Consider the following 19,645-nt stretch of genomic DNA (forward strand, 5'->3'; position numbering starts at 1 on the left):
GCTTAACGTGTATCAGGCGAGTTTTATCATGATCATGCCAGCAAGCAGCAATATCAGTCCAATCCAACCTTTGTTATTTAAACGCTGACCGAACAGCACCCAGCCGGCTGCCAGGGTGGCGGCAATACCAAACCCGCCCCACAGCGCATAGGCCACGGACAGATCGATACCCTTCACCGCCTGTGACAGGGCGCTGAACGCCCCCAGTACGGCGGCAATCGACAACAGTCCGTAAATTTTACGACGAAAACCGTCAGAGAATTTTAGCAGGACGTTCGCTAAAATCTCCAACACGATGGCAAACCCCAACCAGGCCGCGTGGATCCATTCAAACTGCTGCATGGGTCTGCTCCTTCGGCTGCTTAGTCGGTTTGCGTGTACCCGATTTAATCAGCACGATACCTGCTACCAGCGTCGTTAACCCGGCAATCTTCATTGTTGATAATGTTTCGTCAAATAATAAGACGCTGAACAGGGTGATCAACAAAATACCGATCCCTTCCCACAGCGCATAGGCCACACCCAGCGCAATTTTCTTCACTGCAAACGACAGGAAAATATAGGAAAGTGAAATCATCACCAGCATTAAAATAAAGCCGGTATTGCCATCGCTGACGCTTGCCCATTTCATAGACAGCGTGCCGGTAATTTCAGCGACAATAGCAAGGGCTAATAAAATCCAGTAAAACATGTTTTTCTCCTGCTTGAGAATATAATCCATCGTGGCCTGCTGCGTGCAGCAAACCAAAAAATATGAAATTAAATCAGACAGCTAAGCGCGTAGCGCCAGCTCAGGCAGAAGATGTGACTATAGCGCGTTGCGCCAGTGTTGCTCACCAGAAAGAAGGCAGAAGGAAGTGAAAAATACAGCGGTGTTGTTTGAAGAATACGTCCTGAACAAATTGTCCATAAAATTACAATTATCCGCGTTGTTGCTTCTCGTCTTTGCGGATGAAAATTGTCCTCGGTAGTTGAACACGCCAAATTTGTACCATAAGTAAGGCTTTTACTCAAAGTCTTTTCAATTCTTTACCCATCCCGTTTGATTTTGGTTAGTTTATTGAAACGGCTTTCGCCTTTATTATAAATAAAAATATTATTCAGGACCCCCCATGGCTAAACCCATCATTACCCTGAACGGGCTAAAAATTGTCATCATGCTGGGCATGCTGGTGATCATACTGACGGGCGTTCGTTTTGCCGCCGACATCATCGTGCCGTTTATTCTGGCCCTGTTTATTGCGGTGATCCTTAACCCGCTCATACAGCGCATGACGCGGTTCCGCATCCCGCGCGTGCTGGCAATCACGATGCTTATCAGCATCATTATTATTGCCATGGTGCTGCTGGTCGCTTATCTCGGCACCTCCCTGAATGAACTGACGCGAACGTTACCGAAATACCGCTCGTCGCTGGCGATACCGCTGTTGCAGCTTGAACCCTGGCTGCAGCGTGCGGGAATCGAAGTGTCCGTTGAGGAGTTGCTGAAGTACATTGATCCGAATGCCGCCATGACCCTCGTCACCGGCCTGCTGGCGCAGCTCTCTAACGCCATGACCTCGATTTTCCTGCTGTTTTTAACGGTGGTGTTCATGCTGCTGGAAGTGCCGCAACTGCCCGCAAAACTGCAGCAAATAATGGTCCGTCCGGTTGAAGGCATGGGGGCGATTCAACGCGCGCTGGATAGCGTCTCCCGCTATCTGGTCCTGAAAACCGCCATTAGCCTGGTCACCGGGGCCGTGGTCTGGGGAATGCTGATGGCGCTGGATGTCCGGTTTGCGTTCGTCTGGGGATTACTGGCCTTTGCGCTCAACTATATCCCCAACATCGGTTCGGTGCTGGCCGCTATTCCCCCTATTCTGCAGGTGCTGGTGTTCAGTGGGTTCTATGATGCGCTGATTCTGCTGGCCGGGTATCTGGTGATTAACCTGGTGTTCGGGAATATTCTTGAGCCACGCATGATGGGGCGCGGTCTGGGATTGTCCACACTGGTGGTATTTCTGTCCCTTATATTTTGGGGATGGCTGCTCGGCCCGGTCGGCATGTTGCTCTCCGTTCCGCTGACCATCATTGTGAAGATTGGCCTCGAACAGACGGCGGGCGGGCAAAGTATCGCCGTGCTGCTGAGCGATATGAGCCATAAGCCAGTGGAATAACCTCCGCAGATGCCTGTCTCGTCTCCCTTATCGGGGGGGACGAGACAGGCAGGCGTTACGGCCTTCGCGCGCGGCGCCCGGCGCACAACAAAATGGCTACTCGCGCCATCCCATTGCCGGTGCAACATGCTTCAGAATGGATTCGATAACATGCGCGTTGTAATCCACCCCGAGTTGGTTCGGCACGGTGAGCAATAAGGTGTCCGCTTCGGCAATCGCTTCGTCCTGTTTCAACTGCTCAATCAGCTTTTCAGGCTCAGCGGCATAGCTGCGTCCGAAAATTGCGCGCGTTTTCTCATCAAGGTAACCCACGCTATCGCTGTCGTTCCGGCTTGCGCCGAAGTACATGCGGTCACGATCGTCCATCAGCGCAAAAATACTGCGGCTGACCGAGACGCGCGGCTGACGAGTATGCCCGGCTTCCGCCCAGGCCTGTCGGTAGGCGCGGATCTGTTTTGCCTGCTGAATATGGAATGGCTCACCGGTTTCATCATCTTTCAGGGTTGAGCTTTGCAGGTTCATCCCCAGTTTTGCAGCCCATACCGCTGTCGCGTTCGACCCTGCGCCCCACCAGATGCGCTCACGTAAACCTTCGGAATGTGGCTCCAGGCGCAGCAGCCCCGGTGGATTTGGGAACATGGGTTGTGGGTTCGGTTTTGCAAACCCTTCTCCGCGCAGCACCTCAAGCAGTACCTCGGTATGTCGGCGCGCCATATCTGATTCGTTTTCCCCTTCCTGCGGGACATAACCAAAATGACGCCAGGCATCAATGACCTGCTCCGGAGAGCCCCGGCTGATCCCCAGCTGCAAACGTCCACCGGAGATTAAATCCGCCGCGCCCGCATCTTCCGCCATGTACATCGGATTTTCATAGCGCATATCGATCACGCCAGTACCGATTTCGATGCGTTTCGTTTTGGCACCGATCGCCGCCAGTAAGGGGAACGGAGAGCTGAGTTGACGGGCAAAATGATGCACACGGAAATAGGCACCGTCTGCGCCCAGCTCTTCAGCGGCGACGGCCAGGTCGATGGATTGCAACAGGGTGTCCGCCGCGGAACGCGTGCCGGACTGAGGTGACGGTGTCCAGTGACCAAATGACAAAAAGCCGATCTTTTTCATAACGAGATATCCTGATGATGCTTTGCGTTATCTCTACTTTACGCATTACCCGGGGAGAATAAATGCCCTTTATTTAACGGAATAATTCAAATAAATTGACTGAATTGAGCGGATCGCAATGACGCCCCATAATGAGATATAGTGCGTCTTTATTTTTCCCTGGCAGGTAAAACCGGCAATGGCTCTGATCCCTAAAAACTACGCGCGACTGGAAAGTGGCTACCGTGAAAAGGCATTAAAAATCTATCCCTGGGTCTGTGGACGCTGCTCACGCGAGTTCGTCTATTCAAACCTGCGCGAGCTCACGGTTCACCATATCGATCACGATCATACTAATAACCCGGAAGATGGCAGCAACTGGGAGCTGTTGTGCCTGTTTTGCCACGACCATGAACACTCGAAATACACCGAAGCAGATCAGTACGGTACTACCGTTGTGGCGGGTGAAGACGCGCAAAAAGACATGGGCGTGGCCACTTTCAACCCGTTTGCCGATCTAAAAGCGATGATGAATAAGAAAAAATAATTCCCTAATATTGCCCCTCTTCGTCATATGGGCCTCACAGTTACAGGTAAAAGGATATGGATACACTCCGTTGCTACTGGGACGTTTTTTTCAATGCTTATGGCTCACTGCTCACGAAAACCGTGCTGGTATTACTGCTGGTGTGGTGGTGTCATCAAACCCTGCAGCGCTTCAGAAAAGAAGCCCCTGACGCTACCGGCCCCATTGCCGAGGCCAATGCCAGAGAACGCTACCAGTGGCGCTACTTGCGGTGGGCTTTAAGTAGCATCCAGGGCATCCTTTCCCTGTATATTATAGGGTTGATTATTACGACGCTTTTTACGTAGCGGATACGGTTTCTGCCCTGAAGACGTCTCAGGTAGCCTCTGTATTTAACAGTCCGCATTGTCGATGATAAGCCGGGGACGCATGCGCAGACTCGATACAGTCCAGCGTCCCCCTGCGGATCACTCAACCGTCAGCGCAAAACAATTTTTCAGTACAGAGGCAATGTCATCTTCTGCCAGCTGCTGCGTTTCCACGCCCTGCGCGGTGATCGTTTTCAGCACGTTACCCAGCAAAATCTGGCGTCCTTCAGGGCGATGCTGTACGACGAGCAGCTTCTGCACAAAAATGGCGTCCGGGTGCGTGGAGTTAAGGTAGTTGGCAGGCACGAAATCAATCCACTCCTGAGGAGAGAGGTCAAAGCCGTACTGACTGGCCCATTTACCCTCCACCCGTGCCTGAAGCAGATACTCACCCTCAGCGTTACGGGTCAGCCGGAACGTGTCGAAATCCTGCCGGATATCCGTATCAAGCATGTCTAACGCCATCGGCGCACGGATGCCGTAGCTACCGAAACCGAGGTCACAAAGCCACTGACGACCGTCAATCTCAGCAATGAGTGCCATATGGGTTTTAGGCCGACGCACCGGGTAGAACATCGGGCGCGCCGCGACAAAACGCCAGCGAATGCCCAATGCCTCCAGCGCCATCGCAAATAGCCCATTCACCTCATAGCAGTAGCCGCCGCGCTTCTGCCTCAACAGCTTATCGGCAATGTCTTCGGGGACCAGCGAGACGACTTTACCCGCCTGTACATCCCCATTTTCAAAGGGTATCGAAAAGAGCTGATGGCGCATAAGCGCATGCAGGGTAGCAGTATCGGCAGCCGCCGGACCGGTATAGTTTATGCGCCTGAAATAGGCAGAAATATCGAAATTGTCGCTGTGCATAGAGCCTCCTTGTCTGGAACATGCCGGACACTATAGATGGGGCACTTCATTGGCTGTATAGTCAGTTTTATCGAAAATTTGACTGCACAGATCCCCATGGCCGCCCCGTCCCCCCATTACCGTCGGATTGCTGAGATGCTGCGTCTTACGCTGGCTTCAGGCGCGTTGCAAATCGGCGACCGGATGATCTCTGCACGTAAACTGGCCGAGCGCGAACAGGTCAGTCTCCCGACGGCACTGGAAGCACTCCGCTGCCTTGAGGCCGAAGGCCTGATCGTTGCGCGTCCGCGTTCGGGCTACTACGTCCGTCAGACCCGCCCGTCCCGATGCGTGCAGCCCACCCGTTCCCTGCCCGGCCCCGTGCCTGTGACAATGTCAGCCGTCGCCCGATCGTTATTCAGTAGTGCAGAAGCCCGACTGGTACCGCTGGGGGCTGCCTTGCCCGACCCCGCGTGGCTGCCAGGCGATACCCTGCAACGTGCGCTGCAGTCTGCAGGTCGACGTCTGGAAGCGCGTGGGCAAAGCTATAGTCTGCCTCCGGGACGGGTTGATTTGCGCAGTAAGATTGCCGCCCGGGCAGCGCAATGGGGTGGCCGTTTTGGTGCAGAGGATCTCATCATCACCGCTGGCGCGACACAGGCGCTGCGTCTGGCGTTGCGGGCTGTGTGCCAGCCTGGCGACGTGGTGGCGATAGAACAACCCGCCTATTTCGGTACGCTGTTGTTGCTGGAAGATTTGGGCCTGAAGGCGCTGGAGATCCCAACCGATCCTCAAGAAGGGTTGTTGCTGGCGCCGCTCGCCGATGCTATTCGGTGCCATCATCCAGCGGCCGTTCTGGCCTCGCCCACCGTGCAAAATCCGCTGGGCGCCAGTATGTCCGTCACCCGCAAGCAGGAACTTGTTGCCCTGCTGGAAGATGCAGGCATCCCGTTAATTGAGGACGATGTTTATGGCGATCTGGTCGGCGAAGGGCAACGTCCTCCGGCCTGTAAAGCGTTCGACCAGAGCGGGAATGTCATTTACTGCAGTTCATTGTCTAAAACGCTTGCGCCCGGATGGCGCATCGGCTGGATTGTGGCCGGACGTTACCACGCCCAGGTCCTGCAGGCGCGTATGGCCGGAGACTGGGCAGGCGCGCCGCTGTTTGAAGCCGCAACGAGCGAAATCCTGGCCAGTGGCGACTACGATCGTCATCTGCGGCGGCTAAAGCGGCGCATCGCGGAGGGGATTGGTGCCGTCATTGCGCGCGTCAAGGCAAGCTTCCCTCCCGGCACGCGCGTTAACGTGCCGGCTGCCGGTTTCCTGTTGTGGGTTGAACTTCCACACCAGGTGAATGCACTGGAGGTGCACCGCCGCGCGCTGACACTGAACATCGGCGTTAGCCCCGGGCCGCTGTTTTCCCCCCGCGCACACTTAACGAATTTCCTGCGATTAAATTGTGCCAACGAACCCACGCCCCTCCTGTTGAATGCGGTGGATCGGATTGGCGCGCTTTGTCATGAACTGGCCAGCTCCTCTGGCCTTATTCCAGAAAGTGAACATTGAGCGCTCTTTACTCCCTGCTTCCGGGTTCGCGTTTTTTACTGCCGTCAGAAACGCACTCCCTTTTTTCACGGAATAATACGTGCCGCTCTTAGCTGCGAGAACAGGCTGAAAAACATTTCATCGGTTGCCTGCATTCGCGTGAACCCTGACCGGCGGAGCTTACTGCCGTCGCCAAACATGTCGTAATTCCAGCTAAAGACAAAATCGGCAAAATGCCCGTCGTTTAGCTGCAAAATATCCGCCTCCACCAAGCGATCCCCGGCAATGTCGCGCCATAACGCACGATAGTCCTTAAACAGCTGATGGAATGACAATCTGACCGGCGGCGCAGAGTCCAGTTCAAACCAGCGTGCGATGCGCGGCCACAGCTCGCTCCAGCGCCAGATGTCCCCATTATTCACGTTGAAAGCCTGGTTGTTAGCCCTACGTGATGTGGCTGCCCACAGCGTTGCCTCCGCCAGCAATCCGGCGTCAGTATGATCAACAATGCTGTGCCAGGTCTGTTCCGAACCGGGAAAACGCAGAGGTAAACCCAGAGCCTTACACAGGGACGCATACAGTGCGATGCTCAGTGCAAGGTTCATGGTATTGCCTGGCACCGAACTGCCCACCACGCCTGGCCTGATGGCATTCCAGTGCCAGCGTTTTCCCCGCTGAAAATCACGGAGCCACGCGAGCTGAGCGGCGTTAAATTCTGCCCCGGGTACGCCCGGATCGCTTTCGCGTGCCGGGGTTTTGAACGGTCCCAGGTGCGCGCCATACACTTTGTATCCCTGCATCAGGCTTACCGTCTGCAAAGGTGCCGTTTTTTCAATATTGCTGACCAGGTTGCGCAACATCGTGACGTTCGGTTCAACCATTTCCGTCCAGCTCCCGGCATTCATCCAGGCGCTGTAAAAAATATGAGTGATCTCGCCAGCGGCTTGCAAAGCCCTGGCGCTATCCTCCGCATCCAGTAAATCAACGTTGATCAGCGAAATAGCATCAGGATGGGATAAGGCATGGCGGCTCAGGCCAATCACCTGCCATTTGTTGTCCAGAAGCGTTTTGACGAGCTGTCTGCCTACGATCCCGCTGGCGCCAGCGACCAGCGCGACGTTTTGTGGCTGCATCTTATTCACGGTGTTTCTCCAGTTAGGGTGACAGACACAGTGTGATATATTATTTTTTCCCTACATATCCCCTGAATTCGATGGCACTTATAAGAAAAAACATTAAATGAACAATAAGCTCAACGCCATTTCCACCTTTCTGCGCGTCGCAGAAGCGGGTTCCTTTTCGGCAGCCGCTCGCCAGAGCGGAATGAAGCAGTCTGCCGTCAGCCAGCAGATTGCCGCCCTGGAACAGGAGCTCGGGGTGGTATTACTGCATCGGACAACGCGAATGATGAAGCTCACCGAGCAGGGTGAACGTTATCGCCGTGATATGCAGCTTTTGCTGGATGCCATGCAGGAAGCGGAGAGACGGTTGAATCCTGCCGATCATCAGTTTCAGGGCAGCGTCCATGTTCAGTTGCCAAGCGGTCTGGGGCAGATCGTTTTGCCCCCTCTGCTGGCGCTTCAGCGCCTGCATCCGGCGTTGCACCTGACGTTGTCCCTGGATGACCGCATCGCCGACCTGGTGAGCGAAGGGGTGGATGTCGCGCTACGCCTTAGCGCTGAGCCTCCGCAATCGCATGCGGCACGTCTTCTGATGCGGATTGAAACCGCGCTGTTCGCTGCTCCCGGCTTTCAGGCGGTACACTCCGTCAGCGAACTGGCGGCACATCCCCATGTGCGATTTAGCGGCATTCCGCGGGATGCGCCTCTACGGTTGATCGCCGGTGAGGAAACAATTGACGTGAAAGTGCATACCGTTTTTCGTGCCAACACCAGTGACGTCCTGTTACAGGCGCTGGAGTCAGGCATCGGGATTGGCGGTATGCAGTTGCCGCTTGCGGCAAAGGCGTTGCAAGCCGGCACGCTGGTGCCGGTATTACCGGCCTGGCGGTTACCTGACCGGTATCTCTATGCCGTCTACCCCGACGCCCGCTTTATCCCACAACGCGTCAGAAGCGTGATACAGGTGATCGAACAAATCCTGCCGTCGCTTGCCAAATAACCGGCGCCTACTTCGCTACCGGCAAATCCGCGTACCGCGTCGTATAAGCCGGTGACAACATCTCGCGCTTCATCGCCCAGGATTTCTCAATCCCCTGCCCGGCAAACCATATCTTCCCTTTCCCGGAATGATTCACGCTGTCGATCAGCTCCATCAGCGCCGCGCTGTTGGCGCGCAAACGGTTATCGTCAAATAAATTCAGCTGGGCGACGCCGCTACTGAAAAAGTCCGCCAGCATCACCCCCGCTTTCATGTAGCGATAGCCGTCAAGCCATATGCGCCCCAGCGCATCGGTGGCGGCACGGATGATATCGCGCGAGTCATTGGTGGGCGTCATCAGGGTGACAGACGCCTGATTGCCGTAATAAACCTCGTTGTCCGCATGCGGGCTGGTACGCAAAAACACGCTGATAAAGCGACAATATTGATGCTCGCTGCGCAGCTTTTCCGCAGCCCGTTCAGCGTAGGCGCAAATGGCCTGGTGCATCTCCTCGTATTGCGTAATACGATGTCCAAACGAGCGGCTACAGATAATCTGCTGCTTCGTGGGCGTAAACTCTTCCAGATCAAGACAGGGCTCGCCGCGCAGCTCGCGCGCCGTGCGCTCCAGGACAACATTAAAATGTTTGCGGATGACCCACGAGGAAGCTTGTGCCAGATCCAGCGCCGTGGTGACGCCCATCGCATTAAGTTTTTTGGTAATGCGCCGCCCGACGCCCCACACCTCCTCTACCGGTACGCGCGCCAGCAGTTTACGCTGCCGCTCGCGATCCGATAAATCCACTACGCCTCCCGTGCTGCTCCACCGCTTTGCCGCATAGTTGGCCAGCTTCGCCAGCGTTTTCGTGGGGGCAATGCCTACGCCAACGGTTAATCCCGTATTTTTAAACACCTGCGTGCGCATATGATGACCAAATGCCTCCAGCGCCATGCAGTTGCTGATGCCAGCAACGTTCACAAACGCCTCATCAATGGAGTAAATCTCTATGGCCGGGGCGAAGTCGGTCAGCGTCTGCATCACCCGGCTGCTGAGATCGGCATAAAGCGCATAGTTCGAGCTGAAGACGTAAACCCGCGCGGGAAAGCGCTTCTCTTTGAATTTGAAATACGGCTCGCCCATTTTTATATCGAACTGCTTTGCCTCCCGCGACAGCGAAATAATGCAGCCGTCGTTATTGGAGACCACCACCACGGGTTTACCCCGCAGATCGGGCCGAAACACCGTCTCGCAGGAGGCATAAAAGCTGTTCACATCAACCAGCGCGAACATGTTTATGCGTTTTGAGTGTGTGGGTGACAACACCGAAGATCTGCAGTTCCTCTTCGGACTGAAACGTGATCGGCTGATAGCGAACGTTATGCGGCACTAACCTCAGGATCGGACGGGTCTGCAACTCTTTGACCGTAAACTCACCCGCGACGGATGCCACCACAATATCCCCGTGCACGGCGTTTAACGAACGATCGACGACCAGCAGATCGCCATCGCCGATCCCAACGCCGATCATCGAGTCTCCGCTTACCTTCACAAAGTAGGTCGCGCTGGGATGCCTGACGGCCAGGCGGTTAAGATCGAGACGATCCTCCACATAATCCTGTGCCGGGCTTGGAAAACCACACGCTACGCGTTCTACAAATAACGGTAATTCAAGAGGTTGCTTTGGATAATAAGAAAAGAGAGTGTCCATAAATGCCTTTCTCGCCAGATACTGTATATAAATACAGTATTACGGATTATGGACAAGGATCAAGGTCCTTTACGGGGGTCACCCCAAACGCATTGAAGTGTGTGCGGATTTAATTCAGCCGTATCCTGCGCATCGGCGAAAGAATAGCCAGATAACGCCTGCGGCAGCGACATCCAGGTTTCAAGAGGGACAAAAAAGCCCAAAGCACTGCTTTGGGCTTATGCCTGTCTGGCTTAATCCGCCAGCGAATCGAGCGTTTCCAGCGCGTCAGCCGGGAGCACCAGCTCCGCCGCCGCAAGATTTTGTCGCAGATGCGCCACGGAGGAGGTGCCGGGGATCAGCAGGATGTTCGGCGAACGTTGCAGCAACCACGCCAGCGCGACCTGCATTGCCGTTACGCCCAGCGAATCAGCGACCGCCTGCAGCCCGGATGATTGCAGGGGTGTAAAACCGCCCAGCGGGAAGAACGGCACATACGCAATCCCCTGCTGCGCCAGCGAATCCACCAGCACATCATCGCCACGGTTCACGATGTTGTACATGTTCTGCACACACACCACCTGCACCATCTTCTGCGCTTCCGCAACCTGGGTGGCCGTGACGTTGCTCAGGCCAATATGGCGCACCAAACCTTGCTGTTGTAACTCGGCCAGCGTGGCGAGAGGTTCAGCAATTGAGCCTTCTGCTGGCCCGTGTGCGCTGAACATGATGCGCAGATTAACCACGTCCAGCACATCCAGCTGCAGATTACGCAGGTTGTCATGTACCGCCTGCGTCAGTTCCTGCGCGGAGAAGGCCGGCAGCCAGGAGGCATCACTGCCGCGACGGGCACCGATCTTGGTGACGAGCGTCAGATCGTCGCGGTACGGATGAAGCGCCTCGCGGATCAGCTGGTTGGTGATATGCGGCCCGTAAAAATCGCTGGTATCAATGTGATTCACCCCAGCAGCCACCGCTTCGCGGAGCACATCCAGCGCGGCATTTTTGTCCTTTGGAGGACCAAACACGCCTGGCCCGGCAAGCTGCATCGCGCCATAGCCAAGCCGTTTAACCGTCCGCGACCCCAGTGCGTACGTCCCGCTTTTATCAATGCTGCTCATGTCGACCTTCCTCATAAAAATGATCCGGATTTACAACGAGTTCCTTAACAGACCCCGTAGTTAAGCGCGAGTTAAATTAAAGTTTAATTTCTCTACGACGATAGTATTTGTGTAACCCTGCATCTTCTCTAACGGACGACCGCTATGCTGAAAAATCTGCACGTGATTACCGGTATTATCTTTGCTCTCACCATATTCTGTCTGTTGCAAGTTGTCACGGGAGGGTTGTTCTACTCTGCCGTCAGCAACGACCGCCATAACTTCCAGAACTCCGGGGTGCTCAATGCCCAGCAGGAGAGCCTGAGCGACAGCGTGAACACGCTGATCAAAACGCGCGTCACCGTCACCCGCGTGGCGATCCGCTACCTGAAAAACCAGCGCGACCCGGCGTCCCTTGCGGCGATCAACAAACTGCTTGGCACCGCGGCTGATTCTCTGGCTAAAGCTGAAGCCTATAACAAAGAGTGGCAGAAAATGCCGCAGGTTAACGGCCAGAACGCGGCATTAACCGACGAAATGCAGAAATCATGGAGCCAGATGCATGAAGTGATGCGTCTTTCCATTGCGTATCTGCGTGCCGACAACTACCAGGCCTATGGCGATCTGGATGCCCAACAGGCCCAGGACGATATGGAAGGGGTTTATAACCGCTGGCGCGCCGAAAACAACACCCTGCTGAAAGCCGCAACCGAAGAGAACCAGAGCAGCTTTACCCAGATGCAATGGACGCTGGCAGCGATCTTCCTGGCCGTTATCGCGGTACTGGTGGTGATCTGGCAGGGTTTACAACACCTGCTGTTAAAACCGCTCCACATGATTATGAACCATATTCGCGCCATTTCGGGCGGCGATCTGACGCAGGATATCGCCCTGTCTGGCCGCAATGAGATGGGCCAGCTGGCGGCGGGTCTGCATGAGATGCAGCAGTCGCTGGTGACCACCGTCAGCGCCGTGCGTGGTAGCACCGACTCCATTTACACAGGCGCAGGTGAAATTGCCGCCGGAAGCAACGATCTGTCTGCCCGCACCGAGCAACAGGCGGCTTCGCTGGAGGAGACGGCTGCCAGCATGGAAGAGCTGACCGCAACGGTTAAACAGAACTCCGACAACGCCCGTCAGGCTACGCTACTGGCGAAGAACGCTTCAGAAACGGCGGCCCGTGGCGGTCACGTGGTGGATAACGTTGTCCGTACCATGACCGAAATCGCCGACAGCTCGCAGCAAATTGCGCACATTACCGGCGTGATTGACAGCATTGCCTTCCAGACAAACATTCTGGCGCTTAACGCGGCGGTGGAAGCCGCGCGTGCCGGGGAGCAAGGTCGTGGCTTTGCGGTCGTCGCAGGTGAAGTCCGCACGCTGGCCAGCCGCAGTGCGCAGGCGGCGAAAGAGATCAAAGGGCTGATTGAGAACTCCGTCAGCCGGGTGAATACCGGTTCAGAGCAGGTCAGCGAAGCGGGCGCAACCATGAAGGAGATTGTCGCCGCCGTGACCCGCGTGACCGATATCATGGGCGAGATTTCGTCGGCGTCCGATGAACAGAGCCGCGGCATTGAACAGGTGAGCCTGGCCGTTTCGCAGATGGACAGCGTCACACAGCAAAACGCCGCGCTGGTACAGCAATCCGCCACGGCGGCGGCGGCCCTGGAAGATCAGTCGGAACAACTGCGCCAGGCTGTGGCAGCATTTCGCCTGAACGGAAAGGAAAAAGCCACCGCGCCCCGCCCGGCCACGGTGAAAACCCCACAGCTGTTACGCCCGGCAACGGCCAACACCGCCACCGACAGCAACTGGGAAACCTTCTGAGTGACAGGCGGGCGAACGTCTCGCCCGCCAGAAGCGCTTAACGGCTGCGCTTAGCGTGCCGTTCCCAGTTCTCCTGTTTCGCTTCGTCAGACTTTCGTAGCGAAACATAGCATGCTCCGCTGCCGCCGTGATGCGGCAGCGCCACGCAAAAGGCCTGCACTTCCTCGAACTCGGTTAACCAGCGCGCCAGATAGCTGCGTACCACGTTGGGATGGGCGTTCTGCTCCCGCCCTTTTCCATGAATGATCACCAGGTTACGTAATCCATCGTGTCCAGCCTGGCGGATAAAGGAAAACAGCATCTGCCGGCAACGCTCGGCGGGCTGGCGTAACAGATTTAAGCTGGCCTGGCGGGAATATTTACCCGAGCGGAGCTTATCAATAACGCCCTGTTGCACCCCTTCCCGTCTGAACGCCAGCGGCTCCTCCAGGGGCAGAAGTTCCAGGAAGCCCAGGGTCAGGAAGTTATCCAGTTGCTCGGTATCAATCTCCTGACGCGTTCGCGTGTTGCGGCTCGGCTGCCAGTGAATATCCGTGCAGCGCTTCAGGGGCTGGATACCCTCCATGGCGTCAAGAAAAAGTGATTTGTCGTCAGGGTTCATGGACATCCTCCCGCTACATCTGAGCCTGTACTATACCTGCGCCAGGCATGGGCCTCAATAACCGCTACCCCAGGATGAGGGCATAAATATTAACCTGATGAATATAAAAATTATTTCTTCGCAAAAGTTAAACGCGACTTAACTTAAATTTCAGCACACATAAAACAGAAAGTTTAGGTTAAAAAAATGTGGAATCAATGATGCTAAAACATATCTTTTTGAGGGTTGGCTGTTATAATTAAATAAACCTGCTTCACGGATATAACATTCAGGATCTGCGAAGGGAAGCACTGCTGTGTGTTGTAGGGTCTGTCTGATGTCGGACAGGCTCTGTTTTTTTATTTTACTCCCCACTTCACTCCGATACTATTTTCCGCGCCTCTCTTCTGAATTGCGTAATTAACGATTCGGTCAGGGGTGTCTGACGAGAATCACGACGCTGAATTAAATAATAGGCCGCTTTAGGTAGCGATTCGACAACGGGCAGCATAACCAGACGGTGCGCCAGCAGCGGGTCACAGCCCAGTTCCTTTGGCAGGATACTTAAAAAATCACTTTGTGCAACAAGGCTAATGCAGGAAGAAAACGTTTCGCAAACAACGTCAATGCGCGGTATTTGCGAGCGATGAGTAAAAACATCTTCTAATTGCTTATAATAACTCCCGCGTGGCGTCGGCATTGTCCAGTTATAATTCAGCAATTCGGTAATGGATGTCGCGCCCGTCGCCGGATGCCCTTCCCGACAAAATACGGCGAAAGGCTTTTCAAACAATTTTTCAAACGTAAACTCATGATCGTACGGCCCCTGATAATAGGTGTTGATGGTGAAATCCAGCTCGCCCTGGCGTAATTCATTGATCATCGACACCAGTTGCCCTTCCATAATCCGGACTTTTACCTGCGGATGTTGTGCATGAAAGCGGGTGATCACCGCGGGCATAAGGCTTCGTGAAATACTGGCTCCCATTCCAATATTAATCTGCCCGGCCAGTTCCCCCTGGCGCTGGCGGATATCATCCTGCGCCGCGCGTAACTCTTCCAGAATCAGCCTGGCGCGCGAGTAAAACCCTTCCCCACATTCGGTCAATGCGACGCCTTTACTCCTGCGCACAAACAGCTGCGCCGCCATCCCCTCTTCCAGCTCTTTGATCGATTTGGTCAGCGCCGGTTGCGAAAGATTAAGCGTCCTGCTGGCACCGCGGATACTGCCCTGACGCGCGACTTCAACAAACGCCCGGATTTGATGAAATTTAATCTGAAATGACATAGCCCGACCGATAACCGTTGTTTATCAGAGTAAAGAAACTGTCATCTACTTTAATGGAAATGGATGTGCGAGGGTAATTCCTGAACGGTTAAAACTGTGAAAAAACGGTTAGTGATAAGTAAAAACTATCACAGCGTGAAGCAGTTCACATATTTTAATGATGACAGGAACAGATATGGAATCACTGGCGCAGTACATCCAGACATTAGCCCCACAACTGAGCGCATGGCGTCGCGATTTTCACCATTTCGCGGAGTCCGGATGGCTCGAATTTCGCACGGCGGCGAAAGTCGCGGAAATCTTAGACCAGCTGGGTTATTCGCTGGCGATGGGCCGCGACGTGGTAGACGCCGAAAGCCGTATGGGATTACCCGATGACGCCACGCTGGCGCGAGAGTTTGCCCGCGCCCGGGCGCAAGGCGCACCAGAGAAATGGCTGGCCCCGTTTGAAGGGGGATTTACCGGCATTGTGGCGACCCTGAATACCGGCCGCCCAGGACCGACGCTGGCGTTTCGCGTGGATATGGACGCGCTGGATTTAAGCGAAGCACTCAATGACAGCCATCGCCCGTTCCGCGACGGGTTTGCCTCCTGCAACCCGGGGATGATGCACGCCTGCGGCCACGATGGCCACACCACCATTGGTCTGGGGCTGGCGCACGTGCTTAAGCAGAATGAATCGCAACTCAATGGCACCATCAAACTGATCTTCCAGCCTGCCGAGGAAGGCACCCGAGGCGCTCGCGCCATGGTGGCCGCCGGGGCGCTCGACGACGTGGACTACTTCACCGCGATTCACATTGGCACCGGTGTGCCCGCCGGTGTGGTGATCTGCGGCAGCGATAATTTTATGGCCACCACCAAGTTCGATGTGCATTTTACCGGGGTTGCCGCACACGCCGGCGGTAAACCGGAGGACGGCCGGAATGCCCTGCTCGCCGCAGCTCAGGCCGCTATCGCGCTTCACAGCATTGCCCCACACAGCGAAGGTGCATCGCGGGTGAATGTCGGCGTGATGCAGGCCGGCAGCGGACGCAACGTCGTGCCGGCTAACGCCCTGCTCAAGGTTGAAACCCGCGGCGTAAGCGAAGCCATTAACCAGTACGTCTTTGAACGCGCGCAGGCCGTGATTACCGGTGCGGCGGCACTCTACGGCGTGAGCGTCGAGATGCGTCTGATGGGCGCCGCCACCGCCAGTGCCCCTACACCGGCCTGGGTAGATTATCTGCGCCAGCAGGCAAGCCAGGTGACCGGCGTGGTGCAGGCCATTGACAGAGTCAACGCCCCCGCAGGTTCCGAAGACGCGACGCTGATGATGGCCCGCGTGCAACAGAACGGCGGAATGGCGTCGTATATGGTGTTCGGTACCGAGTTAAGCGCAGGTCATCACAATGAAAAATTTGATTTTGATGAGCAGGTCATGAACCTCGCTATCGAAACGCTGGCGCGCACTGCGCTTAATTTCCCGTGGACGCGAGGTGTGTAATGCAGGAGAACTACGCTTTTATTGCCGATGCCATCGACACGCGATGTCAGCTGTTAACCGACATTGCCGACGACATCTGGGATCACCCTGAAACGCGTTTTGAAGAGTTCTGGTCCGCGGAACGGATTGCCGGCGCGCTGGAAGCGGAAGGTTTCAATCTGACCCGTGAAGCCGGCGGGATTCCGAATGCCTTTATCGCCAGCTTCGGCAGTGGTAAACCCGTTATCGCCCTGCTGGGGGAATATGATGCTCTGGCCGGATTGAGCCAGCAGGCACACTGCGCGACGGCACAGCCCGCCACGCCGGGTGCCAACGGCCACGGCTGTGGCCACAATTTGCTGGGAACGGCAGCGCTGGCGGGTGCCATTGCGGTGAAAAGCTGGCTGGAGCAGCACGGGGGGAGCGGCACCGTGCGTTTCTACGGCTGTCCTGGTGAAGAAGGTGGTTCAGGGAAAACCTTTATGGTGCGCGAAGGTTTGTTTGATGACGTTGATGCCGCCGTCACCTGGCACCCTGAAGCATTTGCCGGCATGTTTAACGTCAGCACGCTGGCCAATATTCAGGCCGCCTGGCGGTTTCACGGCGTGGCGGCGCATGCTGCTAACTCGCCACATCTGGGGCGTAGCGCGCTGGATGCCGTAACGCTGATGACCACCGGCACCAATTTCCTCAACGAACACATCATTGAGAAAGCGCGCGTTCATTACGCTATCACCGATACCGGTGGAATCTCACCCAACGTGGTGCAGGCGCAGGCTGAAGTGCTGTATCTGATCCGCGCGCCGGAAATGGCCGATGCGCAGCAGATCTACGAACGTATCGAGAAAATCGCTCAGGGCGCGGCAATGATGACCGAAACCACCGTTGCGTGTCGCTTTGATAAAGCCTGCTCCAGCTACCTGCCCAACCGCACGCTCGAAGCGGCGATGTATCGCGCCCTGCAGCATTACGGCACGCCGGAGTGGACGGAAGAGGAGCGCCAGTTTGCGCAGGATATTCGTGCCACGCTAACGCCAAATGACCTGCAAAACAGCCTGAAGAACATTGCCGCGACGGGGGGAGAAGCCGGTAACGCTTTTGCGCGCCGTCAGCAGGAGATGTTACTGACAGATGAGGTCGCACCTTACGCCATTACCGATAACGTACTGGCCGGGTCAACCGATGTGGGCGATGTCAGCTGGAAAATGCCGGTGGCACAGTGTTTCAGCCCCTGCTTTACCATCGGAACGCCTTTGCATACCTGGCAACTCGTGGCTCAGGGGCGAACCTCCATTGCTCATAAGGGCATGCTGCTGGCCGGAAAAGTGATGGGCGCAACCGCGCTAAATCTGCTCCAGGATGCAACGCTGCTGCAACAATGCCGGGAAGAGTTCGAACAACAAATCACCGAAAAACCGTACGTGTGTCCGATTCCGTCAGGCGTGACACCGTCACCTTTAAAATAATAAAACACAACACAACAACACAACAACACAACAACACAACAACAGTCCCGAGGAACGCCCATGAGTATGTCTTCCATACCTTCGCATTCCCCATCCGGTAAGCTCTATGGCTGGGTTGAAAGGATCGGCAATAAAGTGCCGCACCCTTTCCTGCTTTTTATCTGGTTGATCGTGGTTTTGATGGTGGCGACAGCGGTGCTGTCCGCCTTTGATGTCAGCGTGCGCAGTCCGGCCGATGGCAGTCTGGTGGCGGTCAAGAACCTGTTGAGTGTCGAAGGGTTGCACTGGTTCTTACCGAATGTGGTTAAAAACTTCAGCGGCTTCGCCCCGCTGGGAGCCATTCTGGCGCTGGTACTGGGCGCCGGGCTTGCCGAGCGTGTCGGACTGTTACCGGCGCTGATGGTGAAAATGGCCTCCCACGTCAGCGCACGTTACGCCAGCTACATGGTGCTGTTTATCGCCTTCTTTAGCCACATCTCCTCGGATGCCGCGCTGGTGATCATGCCGCCCATGGGCGCTCTGATTTTCCTCGCCGTCGGACGCCATCCCGTGGCGGGTCTGCTGTCGGCGATTGCGGGCGTAGGCTGCGGCTTTACCGCCAACCTGCTGATCGTGACCACCGATGTCCTGCTCTCAGGCATCAGCACGGAGGCGGCTAAAACCATCGACACCGCGATGCACGTCAGCGTCATCGACAACTGGTACTTTATGGCCAGCTCGGTGGTCCTGCTGACCCTGGTGGGCGGACTGATTACCGATAAACTCATTGAGCCGCGTTTAGGGAAATGGGAAGGCCGAAGCGATGAGAAGCTGGAGACGCTGAGTAAAGAGCAACGCGTTGGCCTGCGCGTGGCAGGCGTGGTCTCGCTGGCGTTTATTGCCGCGGTCGCGCTGATGGTGGTACCGGAAAACGGCATCCTGCGCGATCCGGTTAAACATACCGTTCTCCCCTCGCCGTTTATTCAGGGCATTGTGCCGCTGATTATTCTGTTTTTCTTTGTCGTTTCGCTCGCCTATGGGATCGCCACCGGCAAAATTCGCCGTCAGGGCGATCTGCCGCAGCTGATGATCGAACCCATGAAAGAGATGGCGGGCTTTATTGTGATGGTGTTCCCGCTGGCGCAGTTCGTGGCGATGTTTAACTGGAGCAACATGGGCAAATTTATGGCCGTGGGGCTGACCGATGCGCTGGAAGCGGCGGGGTTAAGCGGCGTCCCGGCATTTGTCGGCCTTGCGCTGCTGTCGTCACTGCTGTGTATGTTTATCGCCAGCGGCTCGGCAATCTGGTCGATTCTGGCCCCCATCTTTGTGCCGATGTTTATGATGCTGGGGTTCCACCCGGCGTTTGCCCAGATCCTGTTCCGTATCGCAGACTCCTCCGTCATCCCCCTGGCACCGGTCTCACCGTTTGTTCCGCTGTTTTTGGGCTTCCTGCAGCGCTATAAACCAGAGGCAAAACTGGGTACCTACTATTCGCTGGTTTTACCCTATCCGCTTATCTTTTTAGGGGTATGGCTGGTGATGCTGGTGGCATGGTATCTTGTCGGTCTGCCGATTGGGCCGGGGATTTACCCAAGGCTGCACTAAAG

General features: G+C 55.7%; 20 protein-coding genes. 9 read left to right on the forward strand and 11 right to left on the reverse strand.

The features are described 5' to 3' along the window. Positions 1-12: 12 nt before the first annotated feature. From mdtI to AM410_RS24420, 3 genes are all read right to left on the reverse strand, one after another. The gene (mdtI, locus tag AM410_RS20405) at positions 13-342 is read right to left on the reverse strand and encodes a multidrug/spermidine efflux SMR transporter subunit MdtI (RefSeq protein WP_014169849.1); all 330 of its coding nucleotides are present in this window, start codon (positions 340-342) and stop codon (positions 13-15) included. Beyond that, on the reverse strand, positions 329-691 hold the full coding sequence (gene mdtJ, locus AM410_RS20410) for a multidrug/spermidine efflux SMR transporter subunit MdtJ (RefSeq protein WP_032670478.1): 363 nt from the start codon (positions 689-691) through the stop codon (positions 329-331). The genes mdtI and mdtJ overlap by 14 nt, the downstream gene beginning before the upstream one ends. 117 nt (positions 692-808) lie before the next feature. Then, entirely contained in the window at positions 809-979 is a 171-nt protein-coding gene (locus AM410_RS24420) for a protein YdgV (RefSeq protein ID WP_086463355.1), read from the reverse strand. Between the two features lie 133 nt (positions 980-1,112). Here AM410_RS24420 and AM410_RS20415 point away from each other — a divergent pair, with 133 nt between their 5' ends. Then, on the forward strand, positions 1,113-2,156 hold the full coding sequence (locus AM410_RS20415) for an AI-2E family transporter (RefSeq protein ID WP_014169847.1): 1,044 nt from the start codon (positions 1,113-1,115) through the stop codon (positions 2,154-2,156). Positions 2,157-2,252: 96 nt separating this feature from the next. On the opposite strand, the gene AM410_RS20420 is transcribed toward AM410_RS20415, so the two are convergent. Continuing rightward, a complete protein-coding gene (locus tag AM410_RS20420; protein WP_108648379.1) occupies positions 2,253-3,278 on the reverse strand; it encodes an LLM class flavin-dependent oxidoreductase in 1,026 nt (341 codons plus the stop codon). 178 nt (positions 3,279-3,456) lie between these two features. Here AM410_RS20420 and yajD point away from each other — a divergent pair, with 178 nt between their 5' ends. Further along, complete coding sequence (gene yajD / locus AM410_RS20425) at positions 3,457-3,804, forward strand: HNH nuclease YajD (protein WP_014169845.1); 348 nt, start codon at positions 3,457-3,459, stop codon at positions 3,802-3,804. Between the two features lie 56 nt (positions 3,805-3,860). After that, positions 3,861-4,130: a hypothetical protein gene (locus AM410_RS20430; protein ID WP_014169844.1), complete on the forward strand. Its 270-nt coding sequence runs from the start codon at positions 3,861-3,863 to the stop codon at positions 4,128-4,130. Between the two features lie 120 nt (positions 4,131-4,250). Here the strand turns inward: AM410_RS20430 and AM410_RS20435 are convergent, their stop codons facing one another. Beyond that, entirely contained in the window at positions 4,251-5,018 is a 768-nt protein-coding gene (locus AM410_RS20435; protein ID WP_025204325.1) for an arylamine N-acetyltransferase family protein, read from the reverse strand. A gap of 36 nt (positions 5,019-5,054) precedes the next feature. Between AM410_RS20435 and AM410_RS20440 the strand changes: the two genes are divergently transcribed. Beyond that, on the forward strand, positions 5,055-6,563 hold the full coding sequence (locus AM410_RS20440) for an aminotransferase-like domain-containing protein (protein WP_108648381.1): 1,509 nt from the start codon (positions 5,055-5,057) through the stop codon (positions 6,561-6,563). Between the two features lie 65 nt (positions 6,564-6,628). Here AM410_RS20440 and AM410_RS20445 read toward each other — a convergent pair whose 3' ends face one another. Beyond that, positions 6,629-7,684, reverse strand: a complete 1,056-nt coding sequence (locus AM410_RS20445; RefSeq protein WP_044868126.1) for an SDR family oxidoreductase — start codon at positions 7,682-7,684, stop codon at positions 6,629-6,631. Positions 7,685-7,781: 97 nt separating this feature from the next. Between AM410_RS20445 and AM410_RS20450 the strand changes: the two genes are divergently transcribed. Continuing rightward, entirely contained in the window at positions 7,782-8,663 is an 882-nt protein-coding gene (locus AM410_RS20450) for a LysR family transcriptional regulator (RefSeq protein WP_108648383.1), read from the forward strand. 7 nt (positions 8,664-8,670) lie between these two features. Here AM410_RS20450 and umuC read toward each other — a convergent pair whose 3' ends face one another. The 3 genes from umuC to AM410_RS20465 form a co-directional block, all read right to left on the reverse strand. Continuing rightward, positions 8,671-9,933, reverse strand: a complete 1,263-nt coding sequence (umuC, locus tag AM410_RS20455; protein WP_108648385.1) for a translesion error-prone DNA polymerase V subunit UmuC — start codon at positions 9,931-9,933, stop codon at positions 8,671-8,673. Continuing rightward, complete coding sequence (gene umuD / locus AM410_RS20460) at positions 9,917-10,351, reverse strand: translesion error-prone DNA polymerase V autoproteolytic subunit (RefSeq protein WP_014169838.1); 435 nt, start codon at positions 10,349-10,351, stop codon at positions 9,917-9,919. The genes umuC and umuD overlap by 17 nt, the downstream gene beginning before the upstream one ends. A gap of 233 nt (positions 10,352-10,584) precedes the next feature. Continuing rightward, complete coding sequence (locus tag AM410_RS20465; protein ID WP_068794557.1) at positions 10,585-11,451, reverse strand: aldo/keto reductase family oxidoreductase; 867 nt, start codon at positions 11,449-11,451, stop codon at positions 10,585-10,587. Positions 11,452-11,595: 144 nt separating this feature from the next. On the opposite strand from AM410_RS20465, the gene tcp reads away from it, so the two are divergent. Then, positions 11,596-13,257 (forward strand): methyl-accepting chemotaxis citrate transducer, encoded by a 1,662-nt coding sequence (tcp, locus tag AM410_RS20470; RefSeq protein ID WP_108648387.1) that lies wholly within the window; start codon positions 11,596-11,598, stop codon positions 13,255-13,257. 37 nt (positions 13,258-13,294) lie between these two features. Here the strand turns inward: tcp and smrA are convergent, their stop codons facing one another. Continuing rightward, positions 13,295-13,858 carry a DNA endonuclease SmrA gene (smrA, locus tag AM410_RS20475; RefSeq protein WP_108648389.1) on the reverse strand — a complete coding sequence of 188 codons (564 nt, stop codon included), beginning with the start codon at positions 13,856-13,858 and terminating at the stop codon, positions 13,295-13,297. Between the two features lie 355 nt (positions 13,859-14,213). Next, entirely contained in the window at positions 14,214-15,125 is a 912-nt protein-coding gene (locus AM410_RS20480) for a LysR family transcriptional regulator (protein ID WP_014169834.1), read from the reverse strand. 175 nt (positions 15,126-15,300) lie between these two features. Between AM410_RS20480 and AM410_RS20485 the strand changes: the two genes are divergently transcribed. From AM410_RS20485 to abgT, 3 genes are read left to right on the forward strand one after another with little or no spacing between them, the layout of a single operon-like run. Continuing rightward, complete coding sequence (locus AM410_RS20485; RefSeq protein WP_104440213.1) at positions 15,301-16,611, forward strand: M20 family metallo-hydrolase; 1,311 nt, start codon at positions 15,301-15,303, stop codon at positions 16,609-16,611. Further along, positions 16,611-18,056 carry a M20 family metallopeptidase gene (locus AM410_RS20490; protein ID WP_108648391.1) on the forward strand — a complete coding sequence of 482 codons (1,446 nt, stop codon included), beginning with the start codon at positions 16,611-16,613 and terminating at the stop codon, positions 18,054-18,056. Before AM410_RS20485 ends, AM410_RS20490 begins: the two co-directional genes overlap by 1 nt. 60 nt (positions 18,057-18,116) lie before the next feature. Next, positions 18,117-19,643: a p-aminobenzoyl-glutamate transporter gene (gene abgT, locus AM410_RS20500; RefSeq protein WP_032681150.1), complete on the forward strand. Its 1,527-nt coding sequence runs from the start codon at positions 18,117-18,119 to the stop codon at positions 19,641-19,643. The last annotated feature ends 2 nt before the right edge of the window (positions 19,644-19,645 follow it).

Source organism: Enterobacter cloacae complex sp. FDA-CDC-AR_0164, from assembly GCF_003071645.1.
Classification (GTDB): Bacteria; Pseudomonadota; Gammaproteobacteria; order Enterobacterales; family Enterobacteriaceae; genus Enterobacter; species Enterobacter ludwigii.